The organism is Hydrogenophaga sp., from assembly GCF_026125785.1.
Classification (GTDB): Bacteria; Pseudomonadota; Gammaproteobacteria; order Burkholderiales; family Burkholderiaceae_C; genus Hydrogenophaga.
This window is the reverse complement of record NZ_JAHCKL010000005.1, coordinates 96,715-123,336: the sequence shown is the minus strand read 5'-3', so window position 1 is coordinate 123,336 and position 26,622 is coordinate 96,715. Positions and strand designations below refer to the sequence as shown.

Annotated in this window: 26 protein-coding genes and 1 tRNA gene; 3 read left to right on the top strand and 24 right to left on the bottom strand. The window is 66.7% G+C overall.

All coding sequences use genetic code 11. The features are described from left to right. Positions 1-62: 62 nt before the first annotated feature. Both xerD and KIT53_RS07495 read right to left on the bottom strand, forming a co-directional pair. Positions 63-992 carry a site-specific tyrosine recombinase XerD gene (gene xerD / locus KIT53_RS07500; RefSeq protein ID WP_297749971.1) on the bottom strand — a complete coding sequence of 310 codons (930 nt, stop codon included), beginning with the start codon at positions 990-992 and terminating at the stop codon, positions 63-65. Continuing rightward, a complete protein-coding gene (locus KIT53_RS07495; protein WP_297749968.1) occupies positions 992-1,969 on the bottom strand; it encodes a tripartite tricarboxylate transporter substrate binding protein BugE in 978 nt (325 codons plus the stop codon). The genes xerD and KIT53_RS07495 overlap by 1 nt, the downstream gene beginning before the upstream one ends. 263 nt (positions 1,970-2,232) lie before the next feature. Here KIT53_RS07495 and KIT53_RS07490 point away from each other — a divergent pair, with 263 nt between their 5' ends. Continuing rightward, positions 2,233-3,141: an AEC family transporter gene (locus KIT53_RS07490; protein ID WP_297749965.1), complete on the top strand. Its 909-nt coding sequence runs from the start codon at positions 2,233-2,235 to the stop codon at positions 3,139-3,141. A gap of 33 nt (positions 3,142-3,174) precedes the next feature. Here the strand turns inward: KIT53_RS07490 and KIT53_RS07485 are convergent, their stop codons facing one another. Continuing rightward, on the bottom strand, positions 3,175-4,344 hold the full coding sequence (locus KIT53_RS07485) for a DUF898 family protein (RefSeq protein WP_297749962.1): 1,170 nt from the start codon (positions 4,342-4,344) through the stop codon (positions 3,175-3,177). Between the two features lie 81 nt (positions 4,345-4,425). On the opposite strand from KIT53_RS07485, the gene KIT53_RS07480 reads away from it, so the two are divergent. Both KIT53_RS07480 and KIT53_RS07475 read left to right on the top strand, forming a co-directional pair. Further along, on the top strand, positions 4,426-6,213 hold the full coding sequence (locus tag KIT53_RS07480; protein WP_297749959.1) for an ABC transporter transmembrane domain-containing protein: 1,788 nt from the start codon (positions 4,426-4,428) through the stop codon (positions 6,211-6,213). 137 nt (positions 6,214-6,350) lie between these two features. Further along, complete coding sequence (locus tag KIT53_RS07475) at positions 6,351-7,682, top strand: Glu/Leu/Phe/Val dehydrogenase (RefSeq protein ID WP_297749956.1); 1,332 nt, start codon at positions 6,351-6,353, stop codon at positions 7,680-7,682. A 283-nt stretch (positions 7,683-7,965) separates the two neighbouring features. On the opposite strand, the gene KIT53_RS07470 is transcribed toward KIT53_RS07475, so the two are convergent. From KIT53_RS07470 to KIT53_RS07370, 21 genes are all read right to left on the bottom strand, one after another. After that, positions 7,966-8,433 (bottom strand): DUF1178 family protein, encoded by a 468-nt coding sequence (locus KIT53_RS07470; RefSeq protein WP_297749953.1) that lies wholly within the window; start codon positions 8,431-8,433, stop codon positions 7,966-7,968. Then, positions 8,430-9,050 carry an NUDIX hydrolase gene (locus tag KIT53_RS07465; protein ID WP_297749949.1) on the bottom strand — a complete coding sequence of 207 codons (621 nt, stop codon included), beginning with the start codon at positions 9,048-9,050 and terminating at the stop codon, positions 8,430-8,432. Before KIT53_RS07465 ends, KIT53_RS07470 begins: the two co-directional genes overlap by 4 nt. Then, positions 9,047-9,349 (bottom strand): DUF2818 family protein, encoded by a 303-nt coding sequence (locus KIT53_RS07460; protein WP_297749945.1) that lies wholly within the window; start codon positions 9,347-9,349, stop codon positions 9,047-9,049. The genes KIT53_RS07465 and KIT53_RS07460 overlap by 4 nt, the downstream gene beginning before the upstream one ends. A gap of 38 nt (positions 9,350-9,387) precedes the next feature. Continuing rightward, positions 9,388-10,896 carry an NADH-quinone oxidoreductase subunit NuoN gene (gene nuoN / locus KIT53_RS07455; RefSeq protein ID WP_297749942.1) on the bottom strand — a complete coding sequence of 503 codons (1,509 nt, stop codon included), beginning with the start codon at positions 10,894-10,896 and terminating at the stop codon, positions 9,388-9,390. A gap of 13 nt (positions 10,897-10,909) precedes the next feature. Then, entirely contained in the window at positions 10,910-12,385 is a 1,476-nt protein-coding gene (locus KIT53_RS07450) for an NADH-quinone oxidoreductase subunit M (protein ID WP_297749940.1), read from the bottom strand. A 13-nt stretch (positions 12,386-12,398) separates the two neighbouring features. Further along, a complete protein-coding gene (nuoL, locus tag KIT53_RS07445) occupies positions 12,399-14,429 on the bottom strand; it encodes an NADH-quinone oxidoreductase subunit L (protein WP_297749938.1) in 2,031 nt (676 codons plus the stop codon). A 46-nt stretch (positions 14,430-14,475) separates the two neighbouring features. Continuing rightward, complete coding sequence (gene nuoK, locus KIT53_RS07440) at positions 14,476-14,784, bottom strand: NADH-quinone oxidoreductase subunit NuoK (protein ID WP_297750274.1); 309 nt, start codon at positions 14,782-14,784, stop codon at positions 14,476-14,478. Beyond that, on the bottom strand, positions 14,784-15,434 hold the full coding sequence (locus KIT53_RS07435; protein ID WP_297749930.1) for an NADH-quinone oxidoreductase subunit J: 651 nt from the start codon (positions 15,432-15,434) through the stop codon (positions 14,784-14,786). The genes nuoK and KIT53_RS07435 overlap by 1 nt, the downstream gene beginning before the upstream one ends. 85 nt (positions 15,435-15,519) lie before the next feature. Continuing rightward, positions 15,520-16,044, bottom strand: a complete 525-nt coding sequence (nuoI, locus tag KIT53_RS07430) for an NADH-quinone oxidoreductase subunit NuoI (protein ID WP_297749927.1) — start codon at positions 16,042-16,044, stop codon at positions 15,520-15,522. Between the two features lie 15 nt (positions 16,045-16,059). Next, on the bottom strand, positions 16,060-17,136 hold the full coding sequence (gene nuoH / locus KIT53_RS07425; RefSeq protein WP_297749924.1) for an NADH-quinone oxidoreductase subunit NuoH: 1,077 nt from the start codon (positions 17,134-17,136) through the stop codon (positions 16,060-16,062). Beyond that, entirely contained in the window at positions 17,133-19,271 is a 2,139-nt protein-coding gene (gene nuoG, locus KIT53_RS07420; RefSeq protein WP_297749921.1) for an NADH-quinone oxidoreductase subunit NuoG, read from the bottom strand. Before nuoG ends, nuoH begins: the two co-directional genes overlap by 4 nt. Before the next feature lie 23 nt (positions 19,272-19,294). Continuing rightward, a complete protein-coding gene (nuoF, locus tag KIT53_RS07415) occupies positions 19,295-20,650 on the bottom strand; it encodes an NADH-quinone oxidoreductase subunit NuoF (protein ID WP_297749919.1) in 1,356 nt (451 codons plus the stop codon). Then, positions 20,647-21,162, bottom strand: coding sequence for an NADH-quinone oxidoreductase subunit NuoE (gene nuoE / locus KIT53_RS07410; protein ID WP_297749917.1), 516 nt, complete (start codon positions 21,160-21,162; stop codon positions 20,647-20,649). Before nuoE ends, nuoF begins: the two co-directional genes overlap by 4 nt. Beyond that, positions 21,159-22,412 (bottom strand): NADH-quinone oxidoreductase subunit D, encoded by a 1,254-nt coding sequence (locus KIT53_RS07405; protein WP_297749915.1) that lies wholly within the window; start codon positions 22,410-22,412, stop codon positions 21,159-21,161. The genes nuoE and KIT53_RS07405 overlap by 4 nt, the downstream gene beginning before the upstream one ends. A gap of 129 nt (positions 22,413-22,541) precedes the next feature. After that, complete coding sequence (locus tag KIT53_RS07400) at positions 22,542-23,165, bottom strand: NADH-quinone oxidoreductase subunit C (RefSeq protein ID WP_297749913.1); 624 nt, start codon at positions 23,163-23,165, stop codon at positions 22,542-22,544. Positions 23,166-23,217: 52 nt separating this feature from the next. After that, positions 23,218-23,697: an NADH-quinone oxidoreductase subunit B gene (locus tag KIT53_RS07395; RefSeq protein WP_066270388.1), complete on the bottom strand. Its 480-nt coding sequence runs from the start codon at positions 23,695-23,697 to the stop codon at positions 23,218-23,220. Positions 23,698-23,748: 51 nt separating this feature from the next. Continuing rightward, positions 23,749-24,108 (bottom strand): NADH-quinone oxidoreductase subunit A, encoded by a 360-nt coding sequence (locus KIT53_RS07390; protein ID WP_297749911.1) that lies wholly within the window; start codon positions 24,106-24,108, stop codon positions 23,749-23,751. 45 nt (positions 24,109-24,153) lie between these two features. Further along, positions 24,154-24,238: transfer RNA gene (locus KIT53_RS07385), tRNA-Leu, on the bottom strand. 154 nt (positions 24,239-24,392) lie between these two features. Further along, entirely contained in the window at positions 24,393-24,785 is a 393-nt protein-coding gene (secG, locus tag KIT53_RS07380; protein ID WP_297749909.1) for a preprotein translocase subunit SecG, read from the bottom strand. A gap of 53 nt (positions 24,786-24,838) precedes the next feature. After that, the gene (gene tpiA / locus KIT53_RS07375; protein WP_297749907.1) at positions 24,839-25,585 is read right to left on the bottom strand and encodes a triose-phosphate isomerase; all 747 of its coding nucleotides are present in this window, start codon (positions 25,583-25,585) and stop codon (positions 24,839-24,841) included. 29 nt (positions 25,586-25,614) lie between these two features. Then, positions 25,615-26,604: an NAD(P)H-quinone oxidoreductase gene (locus KIT53_RS07370; RefSeq protein ID WP_297749905.1), complete on the bottom strand. Its 990-nt coding sequence runs from the start codon at positions 26,602-26,604 to the stop codon at positions 25,615-25,617. Positions 26,605-26,622 lie beyond the last annotated feature (18 nt).

Genomic DNA, 26,622 nt, shown 5'->3' with positions numbered 1-26,622 from the left:
TTCCCCCGTTCGGGCTGAGCCTGTCGAAGCCCTGCTACACCCTCCCTCACCCTCACCCCCCCTCACCCCCGCGGATGGTGCTGGGCCACGACGGTCTTGAGGCGTTCGCGGGCCACGTGGGTGTAGATGGTGGTGGTGGAGATGTCTGCGTGGCCCAGCAGCATCTGCACGGCGCGCAGGTCGGCGCCGTGGTTGAGCAGGTGGGTGGCGAAGGCGTGGCGCAAGGTGTGGGGCGACAGGGGGGCGGTGATGCCGGCCTGCTGCGCGTATTTCTTGACCAGGTGCCAGAACATGGCGCGCGTCATGGCTTCGCCGACGCGGGCGCCGCGCGCGGTGACGAAGAGGTCTTCGCTCTGCTGGCCGGCGAGGATGTCGCCGCGCCCTTCGCTCAGGTAGCGCTGCAGCCACTGCGCGGCCACCTGGCCAAAGGGTACCAGGCGTTCCTTGTTGCCTTTGCCGGTGACGCGCAGCACGTGTTCGTTCAGGCCCATGTGCCAGGTCTTGAGGGTGACGAGTTCGCTCACGCGCAGGCCGCTGGCGTACATGAGTTCGAGCATGGCGCGGTCGCGCAGGCCCAAGGGGGTGTCGGTGTCGGGCGCGCGCAGCAGCGCTTCCACCTGGGCTTCGGAGAGGGTCTTGGGCACGCGCAGCGGCTGGCGCGCGGGGTTCAGGCGCAGGGTGGGGTCGGCGCTGATGTGGCGTTCGCGCAGAGCCCAGCGGAAGTAGCGCTTGAAGACGGTGAGGCGCCGGTTGGCGGTGGTGGCGCGGGTCTGGGCGTGGCGCTCGCTGAAGTAGGCCTGGAGGTCGGCCTCGGTGGCTTCTGGCAGGGTCTTGGCCCGCGTGGCGAGCCACTGGCCCAGCAACACGAGGTCGCGCCGGTAGGCGTCGAGCGTGTTGCGGGAGAGGCCCTCTTCCAGCCAGAGGCTGTCGATGAAGGCCCCGGCGAGGCCTTCGCTGGCCTGCACCAGGGTGGCTTCATCGGCGGGGTGCATCAGTCCAGCTTGAGCTTCTGCTTGACGACCACCTGCTTGTAGACCTCGTACTCGGCCTTGATCTGCGCGGCGAACTCGGCCGGCGTGTTGCCGATGATGAGCGAGCCAGTGTCTTCCACGCGCTTGCGCACGGCGGGGTCGGCCAGGGCTTGCTTGGTGGCGCTGGAGAGCTTGTCCACCACGTCCTGCGGCAGGCCCTTGGGGCCGATGAGGCCGTAGTAGGCCATGCGGTTCACGGCCTCCAGGCCCACTTCCTTGAAGGTGGGCACGTCGGGCAGCACGGCCAGGCGCTGGGGCGCGGCCACCACCAGCGGCACCAGGCGGCCGGACTTGATGAAGGGCAGCGCGGAGGGCAGGTTGTCGAAGATGATGGGGACCTGGCCGCCCACGGTGTCGTTGAGGGCGGGGCCCGCGCCACGGTAGGGGATGTGCGTCATGAAGACGCCGGTGAGGCTCTTGAAGAGTTCGGTCTGCAGGTGGCCGATGCCGCCGGTGCCGGAGCTGGCGTAGGTGTATTTGCCGGGGTTCTTCTTGAGCTCGGCAAGGAAGGCCTTGAAGTCCTTGGCGGGGAAGCTGGGGTGCACCGCGATCACGTTGGGCGTGGCGGCGATGTTGATGATGGGCGTGAAGTCCGTCAGCGTGTTGTACGGGATCTTGTCGTTGATGGCCGGGTTGGCGGCGGTGGTGGACACCGTGGCCATGCCGATCACGTAGCCGTCGGGTGCGGAGCGCGCAAGCTCTGTGGCGCCGACCACGCCACCGCCACCGGCCTTGTTCTCCACCACCACGCTCTGGCCCAGGGTCTTGGCCAGGGGCTCGGACATGACGCGGGCGATGATGTCGGTGGTGCCACCGGGCGCGAAGGGCACCTGCAGGCGAATGACCTTGTTGGGGTAGGCCTGGGCCCAGGCGGTGCCCGTGACGGCCACGGACGCAGTGGCCAGCCCGATGGCAACCATGTGACGGCGAGAAAGCATGGTGTGTACTCCTTGGTGAGAAAGTTCTTGGAAGGAAGTTGCAGACAGCGCGACGCCCATGCTAACCGCTGATGCGGCGGGACAGGCGCCCGGTGCCGGGGCTTTGCGCCCCGCCTTGTCTGCCCTGGACTGTAGACGCTGGGGCCTTGGCTGAACATGGGGAGATCACCCACGTACTTACCCGCAAGCCCGTCCGCATGGCACCGAAACGGTGCCTGCTCCGGAGAGCGGTAGCGGCCAGGGCGAGCGGCTATGCTCTCGCGGTGAATTTCGCCCAACTGCTTTTTCCGGACTTCTCGCTCATCCTTTGCGGCTACCTGGTGTGCCGTTTCACGGCGCTCAACCGCAAGGTGTGGGAGCAGGTGGAGAGCCTGGTGTATTACTTCCTCTTCCCGGTGCTGCTGTTCCACAGCATCGTGAAAAGCCCGCTGGACCTGGGGCAGGCGTCCAGCCTCATGGGTGCGGGTCTGGCGTTGGGGGTGTGCGGCATCGCGCTGGCGTATTCGCTGCCGCACTGGCCGTGGATCGGCAAGCGGCTGGACGTGCGGCTGCACGCGGCCAGCGCGCAGGTGGGTTTCCGTTTCAATTCCTTCATTGCGCTGGCGCTGGCGGAGAAGGTGGCGGGCGCGCCGGGCCTGCTGATGATCGCGGTGCTGATCGGTGTGTGCGTGCCGCTGTTCAACGTGGGCGCGGTGTGGCCGATGGCGCGGCATGGCAACAAGGGGTTCGTGCGCGAGCTGGCGCGCAACCCGCTGATCATCGGCACGGTGTCGGGCCTGGTGGCCAACCTGCTGGGGTTCCAGATGCCGGTGTGGCTGGAGCCCACCGTGAACCGCATTGGCCAGGCGTCGCTGGCGCTGGGGCTGATGGCCGCCGGCGCGGGCATGCAGTTCGGCATGCTGGCCATTGGCAAGACGCTGGGTGCGCTGGTGCTGGCGGTCAAGCACCTGGGCATGCCGCTGATGGCCTTCGGCCTGGCGCGCGTGTTCCGCCTGGACCCCACGCAGACCACCATCCTGCTGATGTTCTCCGCCGTGCCCACGGCGTCGAGCTGTTATGTGCTGGCGGCTCGCATGGGCTACAACGGGCCCTACGTGGCCGGGCTGGTGACGCTCTCGACCCTCCTGGGCATGTTCAGCCTGCCTTTCGCGCTGGGGGTGCTGGGGGCTTGAGGCCGGTGCCGGTGCCTGGGCCGCGTGTGCGCTTCAGATGCCGATGTCGACGCCCAGCATGTGGACCGCGCCATCGGCCCAGGCGTCGGGCGTGGATGTGGCCAGCGCAGCACCACCCACCTCACCGGTGATCTCCACGCTCACGGCCTCCAGGCGCATGCGGGTGGTGCGGATGCGGGCAACGGGCCAGTAGAGGCCGAGGGTCAACAGGACCAGGAGCAGGTTGCCCAAGGTGAGACGCAGGAGCGCGGGGAAACGCAACTGGCTCTCGAAGCGCACACGCTGCGAGCGCGTGTTCGACCAGACCATGTTCTGCCGCCTCGCCAATATGTAGGGCCAGACCAGCGCGGGCAACACGCCGTTGACGAGCACGACGAGCAGCAGCAGGAGATAGCCGCGGTGGGGCCACCACCATGCCACACCCCAGAGGACCATGCCCAGCAGCACCAGCGCCAGCATGGCGTAGACGACGACCTTGAACGAGAACGCGTAGAAGGCGCCGGCAGCGAGGTTCATGTGCGTGCGCTCCTGCCCGTACGTGTAACCGGACTGGACGTAGCGCATGAAGCGCAGCCCCACCCACGGCAGCATGAGGCCCGCGACGCCCATGGCGAACAGAAACAAGGCGCCTGGCCCGAAGAGCGAAGGACTCAGCGGGTCGTTCACCTTGTCGAGACCCATGATGAGTGTGAGGGCCACGGCCGCAGGCACCAGCGGCACCGCCAGCGGCCAGAAGCTGCCGTAGATGCCACTCAGGCTGCCGATGAAGCCCATCGGCAGGCCGCGCCAGTGGGTGTGTGCCATGCGAAAGCGCAGGGCGGCATGCATCATCCAGGGCCAGAGCGCCAGGGCCAGCAGGATCGACGGGCCATTCAGTGAGGGCCACAGGTGGGTCACGGCCCACAGCGCGCCGCCAAGCAGCAAGAGCAGGAGGTGGGCGCGGAACATCTGCCAGGGGTTGGCGTGGAAGCTCAGGGGGTCGCGCCCCACCAGGGTGTGGCTGTGAAAGTAGGCCAGCCGCCGGGCGCGCGCGAAAGGCAGGTAGAGTGAGAGCGTCAGCACGATCAGCAGCAGATCGACGGCCCAGATGCGGAAATACGCACTGCCCGAACCGGTGAACCGGATGGGCAGGCGCTGGCTGGCCACCCCGAGCTGGTTGGGGGATGGCGGCTGCGAAGCGGCCGGCATGGCAGACGATTTCACTGGCTCCACGGGTTCTCCTCGAGTTGTTGAATTAAAACAAAGTAGCTCATTTTAGTTTCGTTTGTAACCTGAATTGCTGCAATGCCAGCCTCTACCCTCCCCGCCCGGCCCACCGCAACCACTCCCACGTCCCTCGGTGGCCTGCTGCCGTTCCTGCGGCCCTACCGCCTGCAGATCGCGCTGGCTCTTCTGTTCCTGGTGCTGGCCGCCGTGGCCACGTTGCTGTTTCCGCTGGCATTGCGCACGCTGATCGACCAGGGCCTCGCACCGGCCGGGCGCGGCGAGCAGGTGATGGCGCTGCGCGAGCACTTCGCCTTGCTGTTTGCCGTGGCGGTGGCGCTGGGGCTGTTCTCGGCGGCGCGCTTCTACCTGGTGAGCTGGCTGGGCGAGCGCGTGACAGCGGACCTGCGCAACGCGGTCTACAGCCATGTGCTGCGGCAGAGCCCGCAGTTCTTCGAGACCACGCAAACCGGCGAGGTGCTCTCACGGCTGACGACGGACACGACGCTGGTGCAGACGGTGGTGGGGTCGTCGCTCTCGATGGGCTTGCGCAATGGGGTGATGGGTCTGGGCGCGCTGGTGATGCTGGTGTGGACCAACCCGTATGTGATGACGCAGGTGCTGTTGATCCTGGTGCTGGTGGTGCTGCCCAGCATGTGGTTTGGCCGCCGGGTGCGCCGCCTCTCGCGCGCCAGCCAGGACCGCGTGGCGGACTCCAGCGCGATCGCGGCCGAGGTGCTCAACGCCATTCCCATCGTGCAGAGCTACACCGCGGAAGACCGCGAGGCGGCGCGCTTCGCGGACTCCACGCGCTTCGCCTTCGAGGCGGCGGTGCGGCGCACCAAGGCGCGTTCGGTGCTGGTGGCGTTCATCATCATCAGCACGGCGGCGCTGCTGCTCTGGGGCCTGTACCAGGGCACGCAGGCGGTGCTGGCCGGCACCATCAGCCCTGGGCACCTGGGGCAGACGGTGCTGTACGTGATCATCCTGGCCAGCGCGGTGGCGGTGCTGGGCGAGGTGTACGGCGACCTGCTGCGCGCGGCGGGCGCGAGCGAGCGGCTGATGGAGTTGCTGACGCTGGAGTCGCCGGTGCAGTCACCGGCGCAGCCGCTGCAGGCGAGCGCGCCGCAGGGTGGCAGCGCACTCGCGTTCGAGGACGTCACGTTCCACTACCCGTCGCGCCCGGCGCAGGCGGCACTCAGCGGTTTTTCCCTGGCGGTGCAGCCAGGCCGCACGGTGGCGCTGGTGGGGCCCAGTGGCGCGGGCAAGAGCACTGTGTTTGGCCTGCTGCTGCGCTACTACGACCCGGCGCAAGGCCGCATCCTGCTCGACGGCGTGCCGATCCAGCGGCTGGCCCTGCAGGCGCTGCGCGAGCGCATCGGCATCGTGCCGCAAGACCCGGTGATTTTCTCAACCAGCGCGCTGGAGAACATCCGCTATGGCCGCCCCGGCGCCAGCGACGAGGAGGTGCGCGCGGCGGCGAAGGCGGCGTTCGCCGACGAGTTCATCGAGAAGCTGCCTGAAGGGTATGGCACCTTCCTGGGCGAACGCGGTGTGCGCCTCTCGGGTGGGCAGCGCCAGCGCATCGCCATCGCACGGGCCATGCTCAAGAACCCGCCGTTGCTGCTGCTGGACGAAGCCACCAGCGCCCTCGATGCGCAGAGCGAACGCATGGTGCAGGCCGCGCTGGAGTCGGCCATGAAGGACCGAACCACGCTGGTGATCGCGCACCGGCTGGCCACGGTGCAGCAGGCCGACCACATCGTGGTGCTGGAACACGGCCGGCTGGTGGAACAGGGAACGCACCAGACGCTGGTGGCGGCCGGTGGCGTGTATGCGCGCCTGGCCGCTCTGCAGTTCACGGCCTGAACGCGCATGCGCCGGCCGGTCATGCGCCGAATGCATGACGGCATGGCAACCTGGCCTTGGACAGTTGCGGGCGGGCTTCGTAAGCTCTCGGCCTGGCTCGGACCCTGGGCCAAAGCACCCACAAGGAACCCCGCAACATGTCACAAGCACCGCAACCGCAGGCCGGTGGCGCCACCAGCGCCCCGGCCGTTTTCACACAGGCCCTGCCCTCCTATCTGGACCCCCAGCACCTGGGGCCGTGGGGCATTTATCTGCAGCAGGTGGACCGCGTCACACCCTACCTGGGCAAGCTGGCGCGCTGGGTGGACACCCTCAAGCGCCCCAAGCGCACGCTGATCGTGGACGTGCCCATCCACCTGGACAACGGCAGCGTGGCCCACTTCGAGGGCTACCGCGTGCAGCACAACACCTCGCGCGGCCCGGGCAAGGGCGGCGTGCGTTTCCACCAGGACGTGACGCTCTCCGAGGTGATGGCGCTCTCGGCCTGGATGTCGATCAAGAACGCGGCAGTGAACGTGCCGTACGGCGGCGCAAAGGGGGGCATCCGCGTGGATCCGCGCCAGCTCACGCAAGGCGAACTGGAGCGTGTGACGCGCCGCTACACCAGCGAGATCGGCATCATCATCGGGCCCACCAAGGACATTCCGGCACCGGACGTGAACACCAATGAACAGGTGATGGCCTGGATGATGGACACGTATTCGATGAACGAAGGCGCCACGGCCACCGGCGTGGTCACCGGCAAGCCGGTGGACCTGGGCGGTTCGCTGGGCCGGCGCGAAGCCACGGGCCGCGGTGTGTTCACCGTGGGCGTGGAAGCGGCTCGCCGCATCGGGCTGGAAGTGGCGGGCGCCCGTGTGGCCGTGCAGGGCTTCGGCAACGTGGGCGGCGTGGCGGGCAAGCTGTTTGCCGAGGCCGGCGCGAAGGTTGTGGCCGTGCAGGACCACGGCGGCACCATCTACCGGGAAGCTGGGCTGGACGTGCCGGCGCTCCTGGCGCACGTGGCTCGGCAGGGTTCGGTGGCGGGCTTCCCCGGCGCCGAAGTCATCGCCAACGACGCCTTCTGGAGCGTGCCCTGCGACATCCTGATCCCCGCCGCACTGGAGGCGCAGATCACCGAAGCGAACGCGGCCCGCATCCAGGCGCGCATGGTGATCGAAGGGGCCAACGGACCGACCACGCCGCAGGCCGACGACATCCTGCGCGAGCGCAACGTGCTGGTGCTGCCCGACGTGATCGCCAACGCGGGCGGCGTGACGGTGAGCTACTTCGAATGGGTGCAGGACTTCTCCAGCTTCTTCTGGAGCGAGGACGAAATCAACGCCCGCCTGGTGAAGATCATGAAAGAAGCCTTCGCTGCCGTGTGGCAGGTGGCGGACGAGAACAAGGTGAGCCTGCGCACCGCCACCTTCATCGTGGCATGCAAGCGCATCCTGCATGCGCGGGACTTGCGCGGCTTGTATCCATAGGCTGGCAGCACCCCCCTGCGCCGCTGCGCGGCTTCCCCCCTCTCTGACGCGCCTTCGGCGCTGGGAGGGGGGACGATGCCTTGGGCCGGCGGAGCCGGACCCTCGGCATCTCTGGGCTGAGACGCCTCGCTGCGCTCGCTGTGGTGAGGCGTGGGGGCAGCGACCCGCGCAGCGGCGGAGCGTGGGGGCCACCGACCCCGCCGCCGGGCCGCTCCCAAGGCGGGGTCAGCCCCCTCGGGGGGCAGCGACCCGCGAAGCGGCGGAGCGTGGGGGCCACACCCCCCTATTGAAGGGTTTCCTTCGTGGCGGGAATCATGGGCAGCGGGACCACGTCTATGCCCTCTTCCAGCAGTTCGAGGGCTTCGCGGGCGCTGGCCTGGCCGCGGATCTGGCGGTGTTCGGTTTCGCCATGGTGCATGGCGCGTGCTTCGGCGGCAAAGCGGTCGCCGACGTCTTCGGTGTTGGCCATGACTTCACGCAGGGCCTGGAGCATGCGGGCCTGCAGCGCCGCGAGTTCGGGGTTGGTGGCGTGGTTGCTGAGCGCGACGGTGCCACCGCTGGCGGCGGTTTCGTCGCCCCGGCCGGTGCGCAGGTTCAGACGTGGCGCGGAGAGTTTTTTCTCGACGTGCTCGTCACCGCACATCGGGCAGGACAGCAGGCCTCGCGCGAGCTGGCTGGCGTAGTCGTCTTCAGAGGCGAACCAGCCTTCGAACTCGTGCTGGTGGGCACATTGCAGGTTGAGGACCTTCATGCGCCGGATTTTCCGCCATTCGGCAAGGGGGAGGCCGCCCGCCAGGTCAGAGGCCATTCGCCGCGCTGCACATTCTGCAGCCACATGGAACCGATCAGGGTCTTGCAGTCGATGACCTGACCGCCAAAACACCAGGCATGCAGCTCGGCGGGCGAGGCGGCGAAGACGTCGAGAAACTCGCCATCGTCCAGGCGCCGGTCGCCAGCGGTGAGGCCGCGCGCGAACCAGATGTCGATGACTTCGTCGGAGTAGGCGATGGTGGGTGCGAGCCGGCCGGCAAAGGCCCATTCGCGCGCGCTATAGCCGGTTTCTTCGAGCAGCTCGCGCTGCGCGCAGGCGAGGCTGTCTTCACCGGCATCGAGCTTGCCGGCGGGAAATTCGATCATGACCGCCTGCATGGGGTGGCGGAACTGGCGCTCCAGCACCACGCGGCCGTCGTCGAGCAGGCCGATGACCATGACAGCACCGGGGTGCAGCACGTATTCGCGCGTGGCCTGTCCACCATCGGGCAGACGCACCGTGTCGCGCACCACGTGCAGGAAGTGGCCGCGCAGCAGCTCGGTGCGCGACACGGGCGTTTCCCGCAGGTGGCTGTCGTCGGCCGGACTGGCGCTCATCGGTTGCGGCGGTAGAGGTAGCGGTAGACGAAGCCGGGGAAGGCCAGCGTCAGGAACAGCGAACCGGTGACGGCGTAGAACTCCCAGCCCTGGGGGGCGATCTGGCCGGCCGACTGTTCCAGCGCCAGGCCCAGCGCACCGACCAGGGCATAGAGCACCAGCAGCTCCACCAGACGCATCCACAGCGCCTTGGGCGCGCGGCGCGGCCACACGGCGAGCCAGCGCTCGTTGAGGAAAGGCAGGTTGGCCGCGATGAAAGCGGCCAGCAGGACAAGCGTGACGGAAAACGAATGCGACATGGAGGTGTGAGCCGTCCGCCCGCGGTGAGTTCAGCGGGTCAGACGAAGAGCTGGCTCACCGCCTGCGCGCACAGCGCCATCAAACCACCGGGCACGATGCCGAGCACCAGCACCAGCGCGCCGTTGATGGAGAGCACGGAGCGCACGTCGTTGCCGGCCTCGATGGGCGCGGTCTGGGTGGGGGCGTCGAAGTACATGACCTTGATCAGGCGCAGGTAGTAGAAGGCCCCGATCAGGGACATGACGACGGCGAACACCGCCAGGCCCACGTAGAAAGCACCCGGCGCGGCGAGCAGCGCCTGCAGCACCGCCAGCTTGGCGTAGAAGCCCACCAGGGGCGGCACGCCAGCCAACGAGAACATGCACACGGCCATGATGCCGGCGTAGAGCGGGCTGCGCTGGTTCAGGCCGGCGAGGTCGGCGATGTTCTCGGACTCGAAACCATTGCGCGAGAGCAGCAGGATGACGCCGAAGGTGCCCAGCGTGGTGAGCACGTACGTCACCACGTAGAACATGGAAGAGGCGTAGGCGTTGGCCATGTTGCCGCCGTCCAGGCCGGCCGCGCCTTGCACCACGCCGGCCAGCAGGCCGAGCAACATGAAGCCCATCTGCGCGATGGTGGAGAAGGCCAGCATGCGCTTGAGGTTGGTCTGAGCGATGGCGGCGAGGTTGCCCACCAGCAGCGAGAGCACCGCCAGCACGGCCAGCATCTGCTGCCAGTCCACCGCGAGCGGCGCCAGGCCTTCGACCAGCAGGCGAATGACGATGGCGAAAGCGGCCAGCTTGGGCGCGCCGCCGATCATGAGCGTGACGGCGGTGGGCGCACCGTGGTAGACGTCGGGCACCCACATATGGAAAGGCACCACGCCGAGCTTGAAGGCCAGCCCGGCCACCACGAACACCAGGCCCAGCGTGAGCACCTGGGACGATCCCTTGAGCGTGGCCTCGCCGCCGGCGATGGCCTTGAGCACTTCGGTCACGTCCAGCGAGCCGGTGGCGCCGTAGACCATGGACAGGCCGTAGAGCAGGAAGCCGCTGGCCAGCGCGCCGAGCACGAAGTACTTCATGGCGGCTTCGGTGGCGGGCAGGTCGTCGCGGCGCAGGGCCACCAGCGCGTAGCTGGACAGCGTGAGCAGTTCCAGGCCGAGGTAGATCACCAGGAAGTTGTGGCCGGAGATCATGACGAACATGCCCAGCAGCGCCAGCATGGACAGGCTGAACATCTCGCCGCCACGCAGCATGTCGCGCTGGCCGGCGTAGCCGCGGCCATAGACGAGCGTGACCATCATGGCGATGCTGGCGAAGCACTTGAGCCAGTTGCCCATGGGGTCGCTCACGATCATGCCGCCGAAGCCGACGATGGTGGTGCCCGAGGAACCGGCCATGCCCAGCAGCAGGGCCACCACGGCCAGTGTGAGCAGCGTGAGTCCGTAGGTGGCGCCGCGCAGCGGCGACTTCACGGCCAGATCGACCAGCGCGATCACGCAGGCCATCGTCAGCAGAAGAATTTCAGGGTATGCCGCAACCCAGCTGAGCTTGTCGATCATGTGTAGCTTGGCCTTAGTTCAGTTTGGAGACGGCCACGTGGCGCAGCAGTTCGGCCACGGACGCATCCATCACGTCGGTGAAGGGCTTGGGGTAGATGCCCATGTAGAGCACGGCCAGGGCCAGCACCGCCAGCACCAGGAATTCGCGGGCGTTGATGTCGAGCAGGGCCCGCACGTTGTCGTTGCCAATGGCGCCCAGGTAGACGCGCTTGAACATCCACAGCGAGTAGGCGGCGCCGAAGATCAGGGCGGTGGCCGCCAGCAGGCCGATCCAGAAGTTGGCCTTGACCGCGGCGAGGATCACCATCCACTCACCGACGAAACCGGCGGTGCCCGGCAGGCCGCAGTTGGCCATGGTGAAAAGCAGCGCGAAGGCGGCGAAGTTGGGCATGGTGTTGACCACACCGCCGTAGTCGGCGATTTCACGCGAGTGGACGCGGTCGTAGAGCACGCCGATGCACAGGAACATGGCGGCCGAGACGAAGCCGTGGGCAATCATCTGGATGATGGCACCGGAGACGCCGAGGTCGCTGAAGATGAAGAAACCCAGGGTGACGAAGCCCATGTGCGCCACCGAGGAGTACGCCACGAGCTTCTTCATGTCCTGCTGAACCAGGGCCACGAGGCCGACGTAGATCACCGCGACGAGAGACAGCGTGATCATCAGCCAGGCCCACTGGTGGGAGGCGTCGGGCACGATGGGCAGCGAGAAGCGCAGGAAGCCGTAGGCACCCAGCTTGAGCATGATGGCCGCCAGCACGGCGGAGCCGCCGGTGGGGGCCTCGACGTGCACGTCGGGCAGCCAGGTGTGCACCGGCCACATCGGCACCTTCACGGCGAAGGCGGCGAAGAAGGCGAAGAAGAGCAGCGTCTGCGCGGTGCCGCTCAACGGCAGCTTGTACCAGTCGGCCAGCGCGAAGCTGCCTCCGGACTGGGTGTAGAGGTAGATCAGCGCCACCAGCATGAGCAGCGAGCCCATGAGCGTGTACAGAAAGAACTTGAACGCAGCGTAGATCTTGTTCGGCCCGCCCCAGATGCCGATGATGAGGTACATCGGGATCAGCGTGGCTTCGAAGAACACGTAGAACAGCATCGCGTCCTGAGCGGAGAAGACACCGATCATCAGGCCGGAGAGGATCAGGAACGCGCCCATGTACTGGTTGACGCGCGAGGTGATGGACTCCCAGCTTGCCACGACCACCACCACGTTGGTGAACGCGGTCAGCAGCACCAGCCAGAGCGAGATGCCGTCCACGCCGAGGTGGTAGTAGACGTTGAAGGTGTCGATCCAGGCGCCGCGCTCGACGAACTGCATGGCCGCCGTGCCCAGCTCGAAGCCGGTGTAGAGCGGCACCGTCACGGCCAGTCCGGCCAGCGCGCCCACCAGGGCGATCCAGCGCACCATGGGCGCGTGTTCGTCGCGGCCCAGGGCGAGCAGCACGACACCGAAGAAGATCGGCGTCCAGATTGCAAGGCTCAGCAAACCCATCTTGTTGTTCCTCTTATTTGGCGAGCCACACGAAGTACGTCATGAACAGCAGCACGCCCACGATCATCATGAGCGCGTAGTGGTAGAGGTAGCCGGTCTGCGCGCGGCGCACCACCGAGGACACCGCGCCCACGATCTTCCAGCTCGCGTTGACGACGCCCGCCTCGATCACGCCGCGGTCGCCACCTTTCCAGAAACCGATGCCCAGGCCACGGGCAGCGCGCGCGAGCACGTTCTCGTTGAACCAGTCCAGGTAGTACTTGTTCTCCAGCACCACCACGATCGGGCGCAGAGCGCGGCCAATGGCGGCCGGCACCGCCGGATTGATCAGGTACATGTACCAGGCGGTCACGGCGCCCGCCAGCGCCAGGTAGAACGGCGCCGTGGAGAAGGCGTGCAGCGCCATGGCCAGCGGGCCGTGGAACATCTCGGCGAACTTGGCCAGCGCCGGGTGGGCGGCGCTGTCGATGAAGATGGCGTCCTTGAGGAAGTCGCCGAACAGCATGGGCTGGATCGTCATGTAGCCGATGACCACCGACGGGATGGCCAGCAGCAGCAGCGGCACGGTGACGACCCAGGGAGTTTCGTGCGGCTTGCCGTCGCCATGATGGCCATGGTCGTCGTGGTGGTCGTCGCCGTGGTGGTGCGCGTCCGGGTTCTGGTCGTAGCGCTCCTTGCCGTGGAACACCAGGAAGTAGAGGCGGAACGAATAGAAGGACGTGACGAACACACCGGCGAGGACGGCGAAGTGCGCGAAACCGGCGGCCGGCAGGTGGCTGAAGTGCACCGCTTCGATGATGCTGTCCTTGGAGTAGAAGCCCGAGAACAGCGGGGTGCCGATGAGTGCCAGCGTGCCCAGCAGCGAGGTGATCCAGGTGATGGGCATGTACTTGCGCACGCCGCCCATCCAGCGGATGTCCTGGTTGTGGTGCAGGCCCATGATGACCGAGCCCGCCGCGAGGAACAGCAGCGCCTTGAAGAAGGCGTGCGTCATGAGGTGGAACACGGCGACGGAGTAGGCCGAGGCGCCGAGCGCAACGGTCATGTAGCCGAGCTGGGAGAGCGTGGAGTAGGCCACCACGCGCTTGATGTCGTTCTGGATGATGCCCAGGAAGCCCATGAACAGCGCGGTGATGGCACCGATGACCATGATGAAGTTGAGCGCCGTGTCCGAGAGTTCGAACAGCGGCGACATGCGCGCGACCATGAAGATGCCGGCCGTGACCATGGTAGCCGCATGGATCAGCGCGGAGATGGGTGTCGGGCCTTCCATCGAGTCGGGTAGCCAGACGTGCAGGGGGAACTGCGCGCTCTTGCCCATGGCGCCGATGAAGAGACAGATGCAGATCACGGTGATGAGCATCCAGTCGGTGCCCGGGAAGCCCAGCTTGCCGAGTTCGCCCGACTTGGCGAACACCTCGGTGTAGTTCATGGTGCCGGCATAGGCGACGATGAGGCCGATGCCGAGGATGAAGCCGAAGTCGCCCACACGGTTGACCAGGAAGGCCTTCATGTTGGCGAAGATCGCCGTGGGTTTCTTGAACCAGAAACCGATCAGCAGGTAGGACACCAGACCCACGGCCTCCCAGCCGAAGAAGAGCTGCAGCAGGTTGTTGCTCATGACCAGCATGAGCATGGAGAAGGTGAACAGCGAGATGTAGGCGAAGAAGCGGTTGTAGCCTTCGTCTTCTTCCATGTAGCCGATGGTGTAGAGGTGCACCATGAGCGAGACGAAGGTGACGACCACCATCATCATGGCCGTCAGGCCGTCGACCAGGAAGCCGACCTCCATCTTGAGACCACCCACCACCATCCAGGTGTAGATGGTTTCGTTGAAGCGGGCGCCGTCCAGCGCCACGCTCTTGAGTGTGGACGCGGACAGGATGAAGGCGACCAGCACGCCCAGGATGGTGAGGGTGTGCGAGGCACGGCGGCCGATGAGGTTGCCGCCGAAGGTGGTGCCCAGGATGCCGGCCAGCGCGGACCCGACCAGCGGGGCCAGCGGTACGGCGAGCAGGGTGCTTGCGGAGAGGGTGGTGCTCATGGGTTCGTTCTTGCCTGAGTTCGCTTGTGGTGGGCCCTGGCCTCGGTCAACCCTTGAGGGCGTTGAGGTCCTCGACACTGATCGAGGAGCGGTTGCGGAACAACAGCACGAGGATGGCCAGGCCAATGGCCGACTCGGCGGCGGCCACGGTCAGGATGAAGAAGACGAACACCTGGCCATGCATGTCGCCCAGGTAGTGCGAGAAGGCCACGAAGTTCATGTTCACCGCCAGCAGCATGAGCTCGATGGCCATGAGCAGAACGATGAGGTTCTTGCGGTTGAGGAAGATGCCGACCACCGAGAGCGCGAACAGGATCGCGCCGACGGAGAGGAAGTGACCCAGTGAGAGACTCATCATGCCTTGCCCTCCTCGGCGGCGTTGGCCGCGGCAGCGGCGGGGGGAGCCTTCTGCGTGGCGGCCATGGGCACCACCACCAGGCGGTCCTTGGCACGCACGTGGACCTGCAGGCCGGGGTTGATGGCCTTGCTGTCCTTGCGCTGGCGCAGCGTCAGCGCGATGGCGGCGATCATCGCCACCAGCAGGATCACGGCGGCGATTTCGATCGGGTAGAGGTATTCGGTGTAAAGCAGGACGCCCAGCTCGTGCGTGTTGGAGCGCGATGCCGTGTCGGCGGCAGCGACCGCGCCGCCGGAGATCGCGGGAAAGCCCACCCACAGCACGGCGATCAGTTCGGCGGCGACCAGTCCGCCCAGCACGGCGGCCAGGGGAAAGTGGCGCCAGAAGCCCTTGCGCACCGAGTCGATGTTGATGTCGAGCATCATCACCACGAACAGGAACAGCACCATCACCGCGCCCAGGTAGACCAGCACCAGGGTGATGCCCAGGAACTCGGCCTTGAGCAGCAGCCACAGCGCGGCCGCCTGCGAGAACGCCAGCATGAGATGGAGCACCGCGTGCACCGGGTTGCGCGCGGTGACCACGCGGTAGGCCGCGTACAGCAGCACCGCCGCGAACAGGTAGAAGAAGCCGGTCTGGTAGTCCATGTCTTGGTTCGGCGTTGAGCGTTGAACGTTGAGCGGGAAGAAGTGGGGTCACGATGAACGCCGAACGCTCAACGCCAGACCTCCATCAGCGGTAGGGGGCGTCGGCCGCGCGCGCGGCTGCGATCTCGGGTTCGTAGCGGTCGCCCACGGCCAGCAGCATTTCCTTGGTGAAGTACAGATCCCCACGTTTCTCGCCGTGGTACTCGAAGATGTGCGTCTCGACGATGGAGTCCACCGGGCAGCTTTCTTCGCAGAAGCCGCAGAAGATGCACTTGGTCAGGTCGATGTCGTAGCGCGTGGTGCGGCGGGTGCCGTCGTCGCGCACATCGGATTCGATGGTGATGGCCATGGCCGGGCAGACGGCCTCGCAGAGCTTGCAGGCGATGCAGCGCTCTTCGCCGTTTTCGTAGCGGCGCAGCGCATGCAGACCACGGAAGCGCGGCGACAGCGGTGTCTTTTCCTCGGGGAACTGCACAGTGACCTTGCGCTTGAACGCGTAGCGGCCGGTCAGGGCCATGCCCTTGAGCAGTTCGACCAGCAGGAAACTGTTGAGGAAGTCGCGGAACGAGAACGGCGCGACGACGGAGGGGTTGGCCGTGGTGGATGACATGGTCGTTCGCCCTGCTTATTTCCAGAGGTTCCACGAGGTCTGCATCAGAGCGCCGACGAGCAGCAGCCAGATGAGCGTCACGGGAATGAAGATCTTCCAGCCCAGACGCATGATCTGGTCGTAGCGGAAGCGCGGGAAGGTGGCGCGGATCCAGATGAACATGGACACCACGACGCAGGTCTTGATGCCCAGCCAGATCCAGCCGGGGATGAAGTCCAGCGCGGCGATGGGTGAGAGCCAGCCGCCGAGGAACATCAGCGCGGCCAGCGCGGACACCAGCCACATGCTGGCGTACTCGGCCAGGAAGAAGATGGCGAAGCCCATGCCGGAGTACTCGACCATGTGGCCGGCCACGATTTCGGCCTCGCCTTCCACGACGTCGAACGGATGCCGGTTGGTCTCGGCGACGCCGGAGATCAGGTAGACCACGAAGATGGGCAGCAGGGGCAGCCAGTTCCAGGACAGGAAGCCCAGACCCATGTCGGCCCCCATGCCCCGCGCCTGGGAGGCAACGATTTCACCCAGGTGCAGGCTGCCGGCGGTCATGACGACCACCAGGAAGCAGAAGCCGATGGCGATCTCGTAGCTCACCATCTGGGCCGACGCCCGCAGGGCACCGAGGAAGGCGTACTTGGAGTTCGAAGCCCAGCCGGCAATGATGACGCCGTACACCTCGATGGAGGTGATCGCCAGGATGACCAGCAGCCCGGCGTTGACGTTGGCGATGATGGCTTCCGGACCGAAGGGAATGGCCACCCAGGCGGCCAGAGCCGGCATGATGGCCATGACCGGGCCGAGGCGGAACAGGCCGTTGCTCGCTGCGCTGGGGCGGATCAGTTCCTTGGTCAGCAGCTTGAGCGCATCGGCGATCGGCTGCAGCAGGCCAAAGGGGCCCACGCGGTTGGGGCCATGGCGCACCTGCATCCAGCCCAGCAGCTTGCGCTCCCAGAGCGTGAGGTAGGCCACGGCGCCCATCAGCGGAGCGAGCACGGCCACGATCTTGATCAGGGCCCAGATCACGGGCCAGGCGGCGCCGGTCCACCAGGGGGCGGCGATCAGGCCGAGGCCGCCGTTGTACATCGCATCGATCATGCGGTGGCTCCTTCCGCGGCGCTGGCGTTGCTGCGCGCATCGGCGGTCAATTGCAGCGAGGTGGCGCGACGCACCAGGCCGTCCAGCTGGTAGATGCTGGCCACGCAGGGGGTTGCACCGGTGGCGGGGGCCAGATCGATGGCGGCCGTGCTGGCGTTGTTCAGGCGCGCGGCATCGACCAGCGCGCCGGAGGCCACACCTGGCAGCGCGGCGGCGAGCACGGCCTGCGAGGAGTCGGCGTCGAAGCCCGGCAGTTCCAGCAGGTTGCCCAGCACGCGCAGCACCTTCCAGGCCGGTCGCGTCTCGCCCAGGGGGCGAACCACGGCGTGGAAGCTCTGCAGGCGGCCTTCAGCGTTGACGAAGGAGCCGGAGGTTTCGGTGAACGGCGCCACGGGCAGCAGCACGTCGCTCACGTCCAGGTTGGCCTTGAAGGCGCTGAGCGTGACGACCATGCCGGCCTTGTCCAGGCCGGCAGCGCCCGCAGCGGAGTCCTGCGCGGGCTCGGTGTGCAGCAGGATCGCGGCCTTGAGGGCGCCACCCAGCATGCGACCGGCGTCGAGCCCGCCCGGCCCTGGCAGCGCGCCAACGAGTTGCGCGCCCACGGTGTTGGCGGCCTCACCGAGGTAGCCAACGCTGGCACCGGTCTGCTCCGCGATCCAGTTGGCCAGTGCGAGCAGGCTGGACGCCTTGGCGTGGTGGGCCGCGGCATTGCCCAGCAGGATGGCCTTCTGCTCACCACCCAGCAGCGACTTGGCCACCGCGCGGTGAGCGTCGCTGACTTCAGCATTCGCGGGTGCGGCAACGCCCTTCTCGGCCGCCACGGCGGCGGCGATGCCGGCCAGCGCGGACACCCAGACGGCACTGTCGGCCAGCACGACGTTCTTCAGCGGCATGGCCCAGTCCTGCGCCACGGCGTTGAGCACATGGACCTGCGCGCCCTTGCGCTGCGCCTGGCGGATGCGCTGCGCGAACAGCGGATGGTCCTTGCGCAGGTTGGAGCCCACCACCAGCACGCGCTGCAGCGTGGAGAGCGCGGCGACAGGCAGGCCGAGCCAGCGCGCCGAGCCGGCGGGCGCGGTGTTGGCGAAGTCGGCCTGGCGCAGACGGGCATCGATGTTCTGGCTGCCCAGTCCGCGCACCAGGGCGCCGGCCAGGGCCAGTTCTTCCAGCGTGCTGTGCGGGCTGGCCAGCACGCCAATGGCGTTGGCGCCATGTTCGGCCTTGACCTGGCGCAGGCCATTGGCCACGTACTCCAGTGCGGTCTGCCAGTCCACGGTCTTCCATTCACCGCCCTGCTTCAGCATGGGCGCAGTGAGGCGGTCGTCACTGGACAGGGCTTCGTAGGAGAAGCGGTCGCGGTCGGCGATCCAGCATTCGTTGACGGCCTCGTTCTCCAGCGGCAGCACGCGCATGACGCTGTTGTTCTTGACCTGCACGATCAGGTTGGCGCCGGTGGAGTCGTGCGGGCTCACGCTCTTGCGGCGCGAGAGTTCCCAGGTGCGCGCGCTGTAGCGGAAGGGCTTGCTGGTGAGCGCGCCGACCGGGCAGATGTCGATCATGTTGCCCGAGAGTTCGGAGTCCACGGTGTCACCGACGACGGTGGTGATTTCCGAATGCTCACCACGGTGGATCATGCCCAGTTCCATCACGCCGGCCACTTCCTGGCCGAAGCGCACGCAACGGGTGCAGTGGATGCAGCGGCTCATTTCCTCCATGGAGATGAGCGGGCCGACGTTCTTGTGGAAGACGACGCGCTTCTCTTCTTCATAGCGCGAGCCGGAACCACCGTAGCCCACGGCCAGATCCTGCAACTGGCACTCGCCGCCCTGGTCGCAGATCGGGCAGTCCAGCGGGTGGTTGATCAGCAGGAACTCCATGACCGACTTCTGGGCCTTGACGGCCTTGTCGCTCTGGGTGCGCACGATCATGCCCTGCGTGACTGGCGTGGCACAGGCCGGCATGGGCTTGGGCGCCTTCTCCACGTCAACCAGGCACATGCGGCAATTGGCCGCGATGGAGAGCTTCTTGTGGTAGCAGAAATGCGGGATGTAGGTGCCCGCCTTCTCGGCCGCATGCATGACCATGCTGCCCGGGGGCACTTCCACCTTCTTGCCGTCGAGTTCGATTTCAACCATGGTGTTGCTGCTGCTTCTTGTGTTCAGGCTGCCTTGGCCGTCGAGCTGGCGGCGGCGATCTTGGCCTCGAACTCGTGGCGGAAGTGCTTGATCATGGCGCGCACCGGCATGGCGGCGGCGTCGCCCAGGGCGCAGATGGTGCGACCCATGATGTTCTCGGCCACGTTGTCGAGCAACGCCATGTCGCTGGCCTTGCCCTGGCCGTTGTCGATGCGGTCCACCATGCGCCAGAGCCAGCCCGTGCCTTCACGGCAGGGCGTGCACTGGCCGCAGGACTCGTGCATGTAGAAATAGGAGAGGCGCTTGAGCGACTCCACCATGTCGCGCGAATCGTCCATCACGATGACGGCGCCCGAGCCCAGCATGGAGCCGGCCTTGGCGATGGAGTCGTAGTCCATCGTGCACTCCATCATGATGTGCGCGGGCAGCACCGGCGCCGACGAGCCGCCGGGAATCACCGCCTTGAGCGTGCGGCCCTTGCGCACGCCGCCCGCGAGTTCCAGCAGTTTGGAGAAGGGCGTGCCCAGCGGAATCTCGTAGTTGCCAGGCAACTCGACGTCGCCGCTGACCGAGAAGATCTTGGTGCCGCCGTTGTTGGGCTTGCCGCACTCCAGGTAGGCCTGGCCGCCGTTGCGGATGATCCAAGGCACCGCCGCGAAAGTCTCGGTGTTGTTGATGGTGGTGGGCTTGCCGTAGAGGCCGAAGCTGGCCGGGAACGGTGGCTTGAAGCGCGGCTGGCCCTTCTTGCCTTCCAGCGATTCGAGCAGCGCGGTTTCCTCGCCGCAGATGTAGGCACCAAAACCGTGGTGGCCGTGGAGCTGGAAGGAGAAATCCGAACCCAGGATGCGGTCGCCCAGGTAACCGGCCGCCCTCGCCTCTTCCAGCGCGGCCTCGAAGCGCTCATAGACCTCGAAGATCTCGCCGTGGATGTAGTTGTACCCCACCGTGATGCCCATGGCGTACGCCGCGATCGCCATGCCTTCGATGACGATGTGCGGGTTGAACATGAGGATGTCGCGGTCCTTGCAGGTGCCCGGCTCGCCTTCGTCCGAATTGCAGACCAGGTACTTCTGACCCGGGAACTGACGGGGCATGAAGCTCCACTTCAGGCCGCTGGGAAAACCCGCGCCGCCGCGCCCGCGCAGCGCGGACTCCTTGACGGTGGCGATCACCTGGTCCTGCGTCAGCCCTTCCGCGCCATCGCCGGTCTTGCCGAGGATCTTGCGCAGCGCCTGGTAGCCGCCGCGCGCTTCGTAGTCCTTGATCGACCAGTTGCGGCCGTCCAGGCCGGCGTAGATCTGGGGATCGATGTGCCTGCCATGGAAGCAGGTCTGCACGCCGGTGGCGGCGAACTGGCTGATGATCTGCTGGGCGTTCATGCCTGACCCTCCGCGGCACGCAGGCCGTCGACGAGCTGATCGAGCTTTTCGTTGCTCATGAAGCTGCACATGTGGCGGTCGTTCACCAGCATCACCGGCGAATCGGCGCAGGCACCCAGGCATTCGCTCTGCTGCAGGGTGAACAGGCCATCGGCCGTGGTCTCGCCCATGCCGATGCCCAGCTTCTTCTCCAGGTGGTGCAGTGCCTTCTGCCCGTCCCGCAACTGGCAAGGCAGGTTGGTGCACACGTTGAGCTTGTACTTGCCCACCGGCTGCTGGTTGTACATGTTGTAGAACGTGGTGACCTCGTGCACCGCGATCGGCTCCATGCGCAGGTACTCGGCCAGCGCGGCTTCCGCGGCCGTGCTCACATGGCCCTGCTCCTGCTGGATGATCGACAGGCAGGCCATCACGGCCGACTGGCGCTGCTCGTCGGGGTACTTGGCGACCTCGCGGTCGAACCGGCGGATGGTGGCTTCGGAAAAGCTCACGGGCGTGGCGGTGGTGCTCATCGATCGATCTCCCCGAAAACGATGTCCATGGTGCCGATGATGGCCACCGCGTCGGCCAGCATGTGGCCTCGCGCCATCTCGTCCATGGTGGCGAGGTGAGCAAATCCCGGGGCGCGGATCTTCAGGCGGTACGGCTTGTTCGCACCGTCACTCACCAGGTAGATGCCGAACTCGCCCTTGGGGTGTTCGACGGCCGCGTAGGCCTCGCCCTCGGGCACGTGGAAACCTTCGGTGAAGAGCTTGAAGTGGTGGATCAGCTCTTCCATGTTGGCCTTCATGGCCTCACGCGCGGGTGGCGCGACCTTGTGGTTCTCGGTGATGACCGGACCAGGGTTGGCACGCAGCCACTGCACGCACTGGGCAATGATGCGGTTGGACTGCTTCATCTCTTCCATGCGAACGAGATAGCGGTCGTAGCAGTCGCCCGTCTTGCCAACGGGGATGTCGAAGTCCATCTGGCTGTAGACGTCGTAGGGCTGCTTCTTGCGCAGGTCCCAGGCGATGCCGGAGCCGCGCAGCATCGGGCCGGTCAACCCCAGGTTGAGCGCACGCTCGGGCGTGACCACGCCAATGCCCACGGTGCGCTGCTTCCAGATGCGGTTGTCAGTCAACAGCGTATGGTATTCGTCGAGATAAACCGGGAAGCGCTGGGTGAAGTCCTCGATGAAATCCAGCAGCGAGCCCTGGCGGTTCTCGTTGAGCTGCGCCACGCCGCGCGCGTTGCGCACCTTGCTCGCACGGTACTGCGGCATGCTGGCCGGCAGGTCGCGGTACACGCCCCCCGGGCGGAAGTAGGCGGCGTGCATGCGGGCACCAGACACCGCCTCGTACATGTCGAACAGGTCCTCGCGCTCGCGGAACGCGTAGATCAAGATGGTGGAGCTGCCACAGTCGTTGCCGTGCGAGCCCAGCCACATGAGGTGGTTGAGCAGGCGGGTGATCTCCGAGAACATCACACGGATGTACTGCGCACGCACCGGCACATCGATGCCCAGCAGCTTCTCGATGGCCAGGCAGTAGGCGTGCTCGTTGCACATCATGGAGACGTAGTCCAGGCGGTCCATGTAGGGCAGCGACTGGATGAACGTCTTGTGCTCGGCCAGTTTTTCTGTGGCGCGGTGCAGCAGGCCGATGTGCGGGTCCGCGCGCTGCACGACCTCACCATCGAGCTCCAGCACCAGACGCAGCACGCCATGCGCGGCAGGGTGCTGCGGACCGAAGTTCAGGGTGTAGTTCTTGATTTCAGCCATATCAGTGTTCCACGGCACGGAGGCCAAGCCGCATGCCACGGTCCGGCACAGGGATGCCTACGGAGCGGCTTTGCCGGAAGGCTGGCATCGCCCCCTTGAGGGAGTGGCGCGAAGCGCTGCGAGGGTGGTTCATTTCAGCCCGCCGTAGTTGTCTTCGCGGATGATGCGCGGGGTGATCTCGCGCGGCTCGATGGTCACCGGCTCGTAGATCACGCGCTGGCGCTCGGCGTCGTAGCGCATTTCCACGTGCCCCGAGAGCGGGAAGTCCTTGCGGAACGGGTGACCGATGAAGCCGTAGTCGGTCAGGATGCGGCGCAGGTCATCGTGGCCATCGAAGACGATGCCGTACAGATCGAAGGCTTCGCGCTCGTACCAGTTGGCAGAGGCCCAGAGCGGTGTGACGGAGTCGAGCACCGGGAAATCGTCCTCGGGGCAGAACGCGCGCACGCGCAGGCGGTGGTTGTGGGTGACCGACAGCAGGTGCACCACGGCGGCAAAGCGCGCGCCTTCCCAACGGCCATCGCCATAGGCCTGGTAGTCCATGCCACAGAGGTCGATGAGCTGTTCGAAACGCGACTGCGGCGCATCGCGCAGCGTCTGCATGACGGCGTAGTAGTCGGCCGCACGCACGGTGAGCGTGACCTCGCCGCGCACGACGGTGATGGACTGGGCGCGCTCGCCCAACAGCGCGGCGAGCGTGCTCTGCAGCGCGTCCGGCTCGACGGCGTGGGGAGTCTGGGCGGTGTCGGTCATGAGCGTTCTTTCAGGGCCGTTGACGTGCAGCGGGTGCTGGTGGCCAAGGCGCTCAGGCCCGGGCAATGGTGTGGGTGCGGCGGATCTTCTGCTGCAGCTGGATGATCCCGTACAGCAGGGCCTCGGCGGTGGGCGGGCAGCCGGGCACGTACACGTCCACCGGCACGATGCGGTCGCACCCCCGCACCACGGAGTAGCTGTAGTGGTAGTAGCCGCCGCCATTGGCGCACGAGCCCATGGACAGCACCCAGCGCGGCTCGGCCATCTGGTCGTAGACCTTGCGCAAGGCCGGCGCCATCTTGTTGCACAGCGTGCCGGCCACGATCATCAGGTCGGACTGGCGGGGGCTGGCGCGGAACACCTCGGAACCGAAGCGGCCGATGTCGTAGCGCGCCGCGGCCGCGTGCATCATTTCCACGGCGCAACACGCCAGGCCGAAGGTCATGGGCCACAGCGAGCCCGTTTTGGCCCAGTTCACCACCGAGTCGTAGCTGGTGGTGACGAAACCTTCCTTGAATACGCCTTCAATCATGAACCGCTCCAGTGCGTTCTGCCGCTTGCTGCCTGACCTGCGTCGACAAACTCATTCCCAGTCCAACGCGCCCTTTTTCCACTCGTAGGCGAAGCCCACCGTGAGGATGGCGAGGAAGACCACGCCCGCGATGAAGCCGGTGGCGCCGATATCGGAGAAGGCCACGGCCCAGGGAATGAGGAAAGCGATTTCAAGGTCGAAGAGGATGAAGAGAATGGCCACGAGGTAGTAGCGCACATCGAACTTCATGCGGGCGTCTTCAAAGGCCTCGAAGCCGCATTCGTAAGGGGAGTTCTTTTCGGCGTCGGGCAGGTTCGGGCCGAGGATGTAGCCGAGCACCTGCGGGATGATCCCGACCGCAATGCCGACCAGGATGAAGAGGAATACTGGAAGGTATTGGTCGAGGCTCATCTTGGTCGATTCCGCTGACACGGCGTGGGACCGTGTTCCAAATATTGGTGCCGACGGCGAGACTCGAACTCGCACAGCTTTCGCCACTACCCCCTCAAGATAGCGTGTCTACCAATTTCACCACGTCGGCTTGGGTCTGCATTGCCGGGCCCGCGAGGAAAGGTGCGAGCCTTGCTGACAACCCATAGAGTTTACCCTGAAACAAGAGCGCTTTCTGCAGCGCAGCAGGGGATTTTCGGCATCGCGTGTCACCTGCGGTGAGCACGCGCATGCTCAGGCATCGCTCACTTGCCCGGGATCTGCGCCGCGCCTTCGGCGGCCGGCTGCGCGGCCGCACCAGAGGCGGGCGCCTGGCCTGGCGTGGTGCCGGGAATCTGCTGCGCGGGGGCGGCGGGCAGGCCTTCGAGCACGCTGCCCGAACTGGGTGCGGTGCGCAGGTTGCCGAAATAGGCCAGACCCAGCGTGCAGGCCAGGAAGACCGCCGCCAGCACCGCGGTGGTACGGGAGAGGAAGTTGGCGCCACCGGTGGCACCGAAGAGGCTGGCCGAGCCCGCACCGCCGCCGCCGAAGGCCGCGCCCGCGTCGGCGCCTTTGCCATGCTGCATGAGGATGAGACCGATCATGGCCAGTGCCGAGAGGATCTGGATCACAAGCAGAAGGTTCAGGAAGATGTTCATGTTGGCTCCGGGGAAATCTGTGACTGACGCGCCGCTGGGCGCGCGCGGAATGTTCAGCGTGCCGCGCTCACGATCTGCAGGAAATCGGCCGCCTTCAGGGAGGCACCGCCGATGAGCCCGCCGTCGATGTCGGGTTGCGCCAGCAGGCTTGCGGCATTGGCCGCATTCATGCTGCCGCCATATAGGATGTGCACACGCTCGGGGTGCTGCGTGGCGGCAGCGATCTGCGCGCGCAGCACCGCATGCACCTGCTGCGCCTGCTCGGGCGTGGCGGTCTTGCCGGTGCCGATGGCCCAGACCGGCTCGTAGGCCACCACGATCTCGCTGGTGCAGTGGGCCACGGCATGGATCACCGCGGCGAGCTGACGCTTGACGACCAGTTCGGTCTGGCCAGCTTCGCGTTCGGCCAGGGTTTCGCCCACGCAGACGATGGGCGTGATGCCCAGCGCCAGCGCGCGCTGGGCCTTGGTGGCCACGAGCTCGTCGCTTTCGCCGTGGTACTGGCGGCGCTCGGAGTGACCGACGATCACGTAGCGGCAACCGAAGTCGCGCAACATGGCGGCGGACACCTCGCCGGTGTAGGCCCCCTGCTCGTGGCTGGACACGTCCTGCGCTCCCCAGGCGATGGGCGAGCCTTGCAACAGGGCCTGCAACTGCGGCAGGTAGGGCGCGCTCGCGCACAGCGCCACGTCGGCGGCCGGCGCGGTGGCGCCCAGGCCCTCGAGCATGGCCTTAACCAATGCCTCGTTGCCGGCGAGCGAGCCGTTCATCTTCCAGTTGCCTGCGATCAGTTTTTTCATGCCGAGTCGTCTCTCCGTGCTCTGTGTGTTCAGGACCAGGTCAGCACCAGCTTGCCAATGTGCTGATTCGATTCCATCAGGGTGTGCGCGGCGGCGGCATCACCGGCATTGAACACCTGGTGGATCACCGGCTGGATCCGGCCCTGGGCCAGCAGCGGCCATACGTGCTGATGCAAGGACCGCGCGATCGCCGCCTTGAAAGCCACCGGGCGTGGCCGCAGCGTGGACCCCGTCACCGTGAGGCGCCGGCGCAGCACCAGGCCGGCATTGAACTCGGCCTTGACGCCGCCCTGCACCGCGATGATCACGAGCCGGCCGTCTTCGGCCAGCGACTCGACCTCGCGGCTCACATAGGCGCCAGCCACCATGTCCAGAATGACGTCCACGCCCTTGCGCTCCGTCAGGCGCGCCACTTCGGCGGCGAAGTCGTGCGTGCGGTAGTTGATGGCATGGTCTGCCCCCAGGCGCAGGCAGGCGGCGCATTTGTCGTCGCTGCCGGCCGTGGCGATCACCTGTGCGCCCAAGGCCTTGGCCATCTGGATCGCGGTCACGCCGATGCCACTGGTGCCGCCCTGCACCAGCAGGGTCTCGCCCGGCTGCAGGCGACCACGGTCGAACACATTGCTCCAGACCGTGAAGAAGGTTTCAGGCAGGGCCGCCGCCGCCACATCGTCCAGGCCTTGCGGCACCGGCAGGCACTGACCCACGGGCGCCACGCACCACTGCGCGTAGCCGCCACCGGCCACCAGGGCACAGACGCGGTCACCCACCCGCAGGCCCGCCTCGGCCAGAGCGGCGGCGTCACCGGACTCGATGACGCCAGCGACCTCCAGACCGGGGATGTCCGAGGCACCCGGCGGGACCGGGTAATTGCCGGTGCGCTGCAGCACGTCGGGACGGTTCACGCCCGACGCACTGACGCGGATCAGCAGCTCACCCGCGCCCGCGACCGGCACCGGCCGTTCGGCCAGGCGCAGGACCTCGGGTGCACCATAGGCGCTGATCTCAACGGCTTGCATGCCCGGCATCCCAGCGGT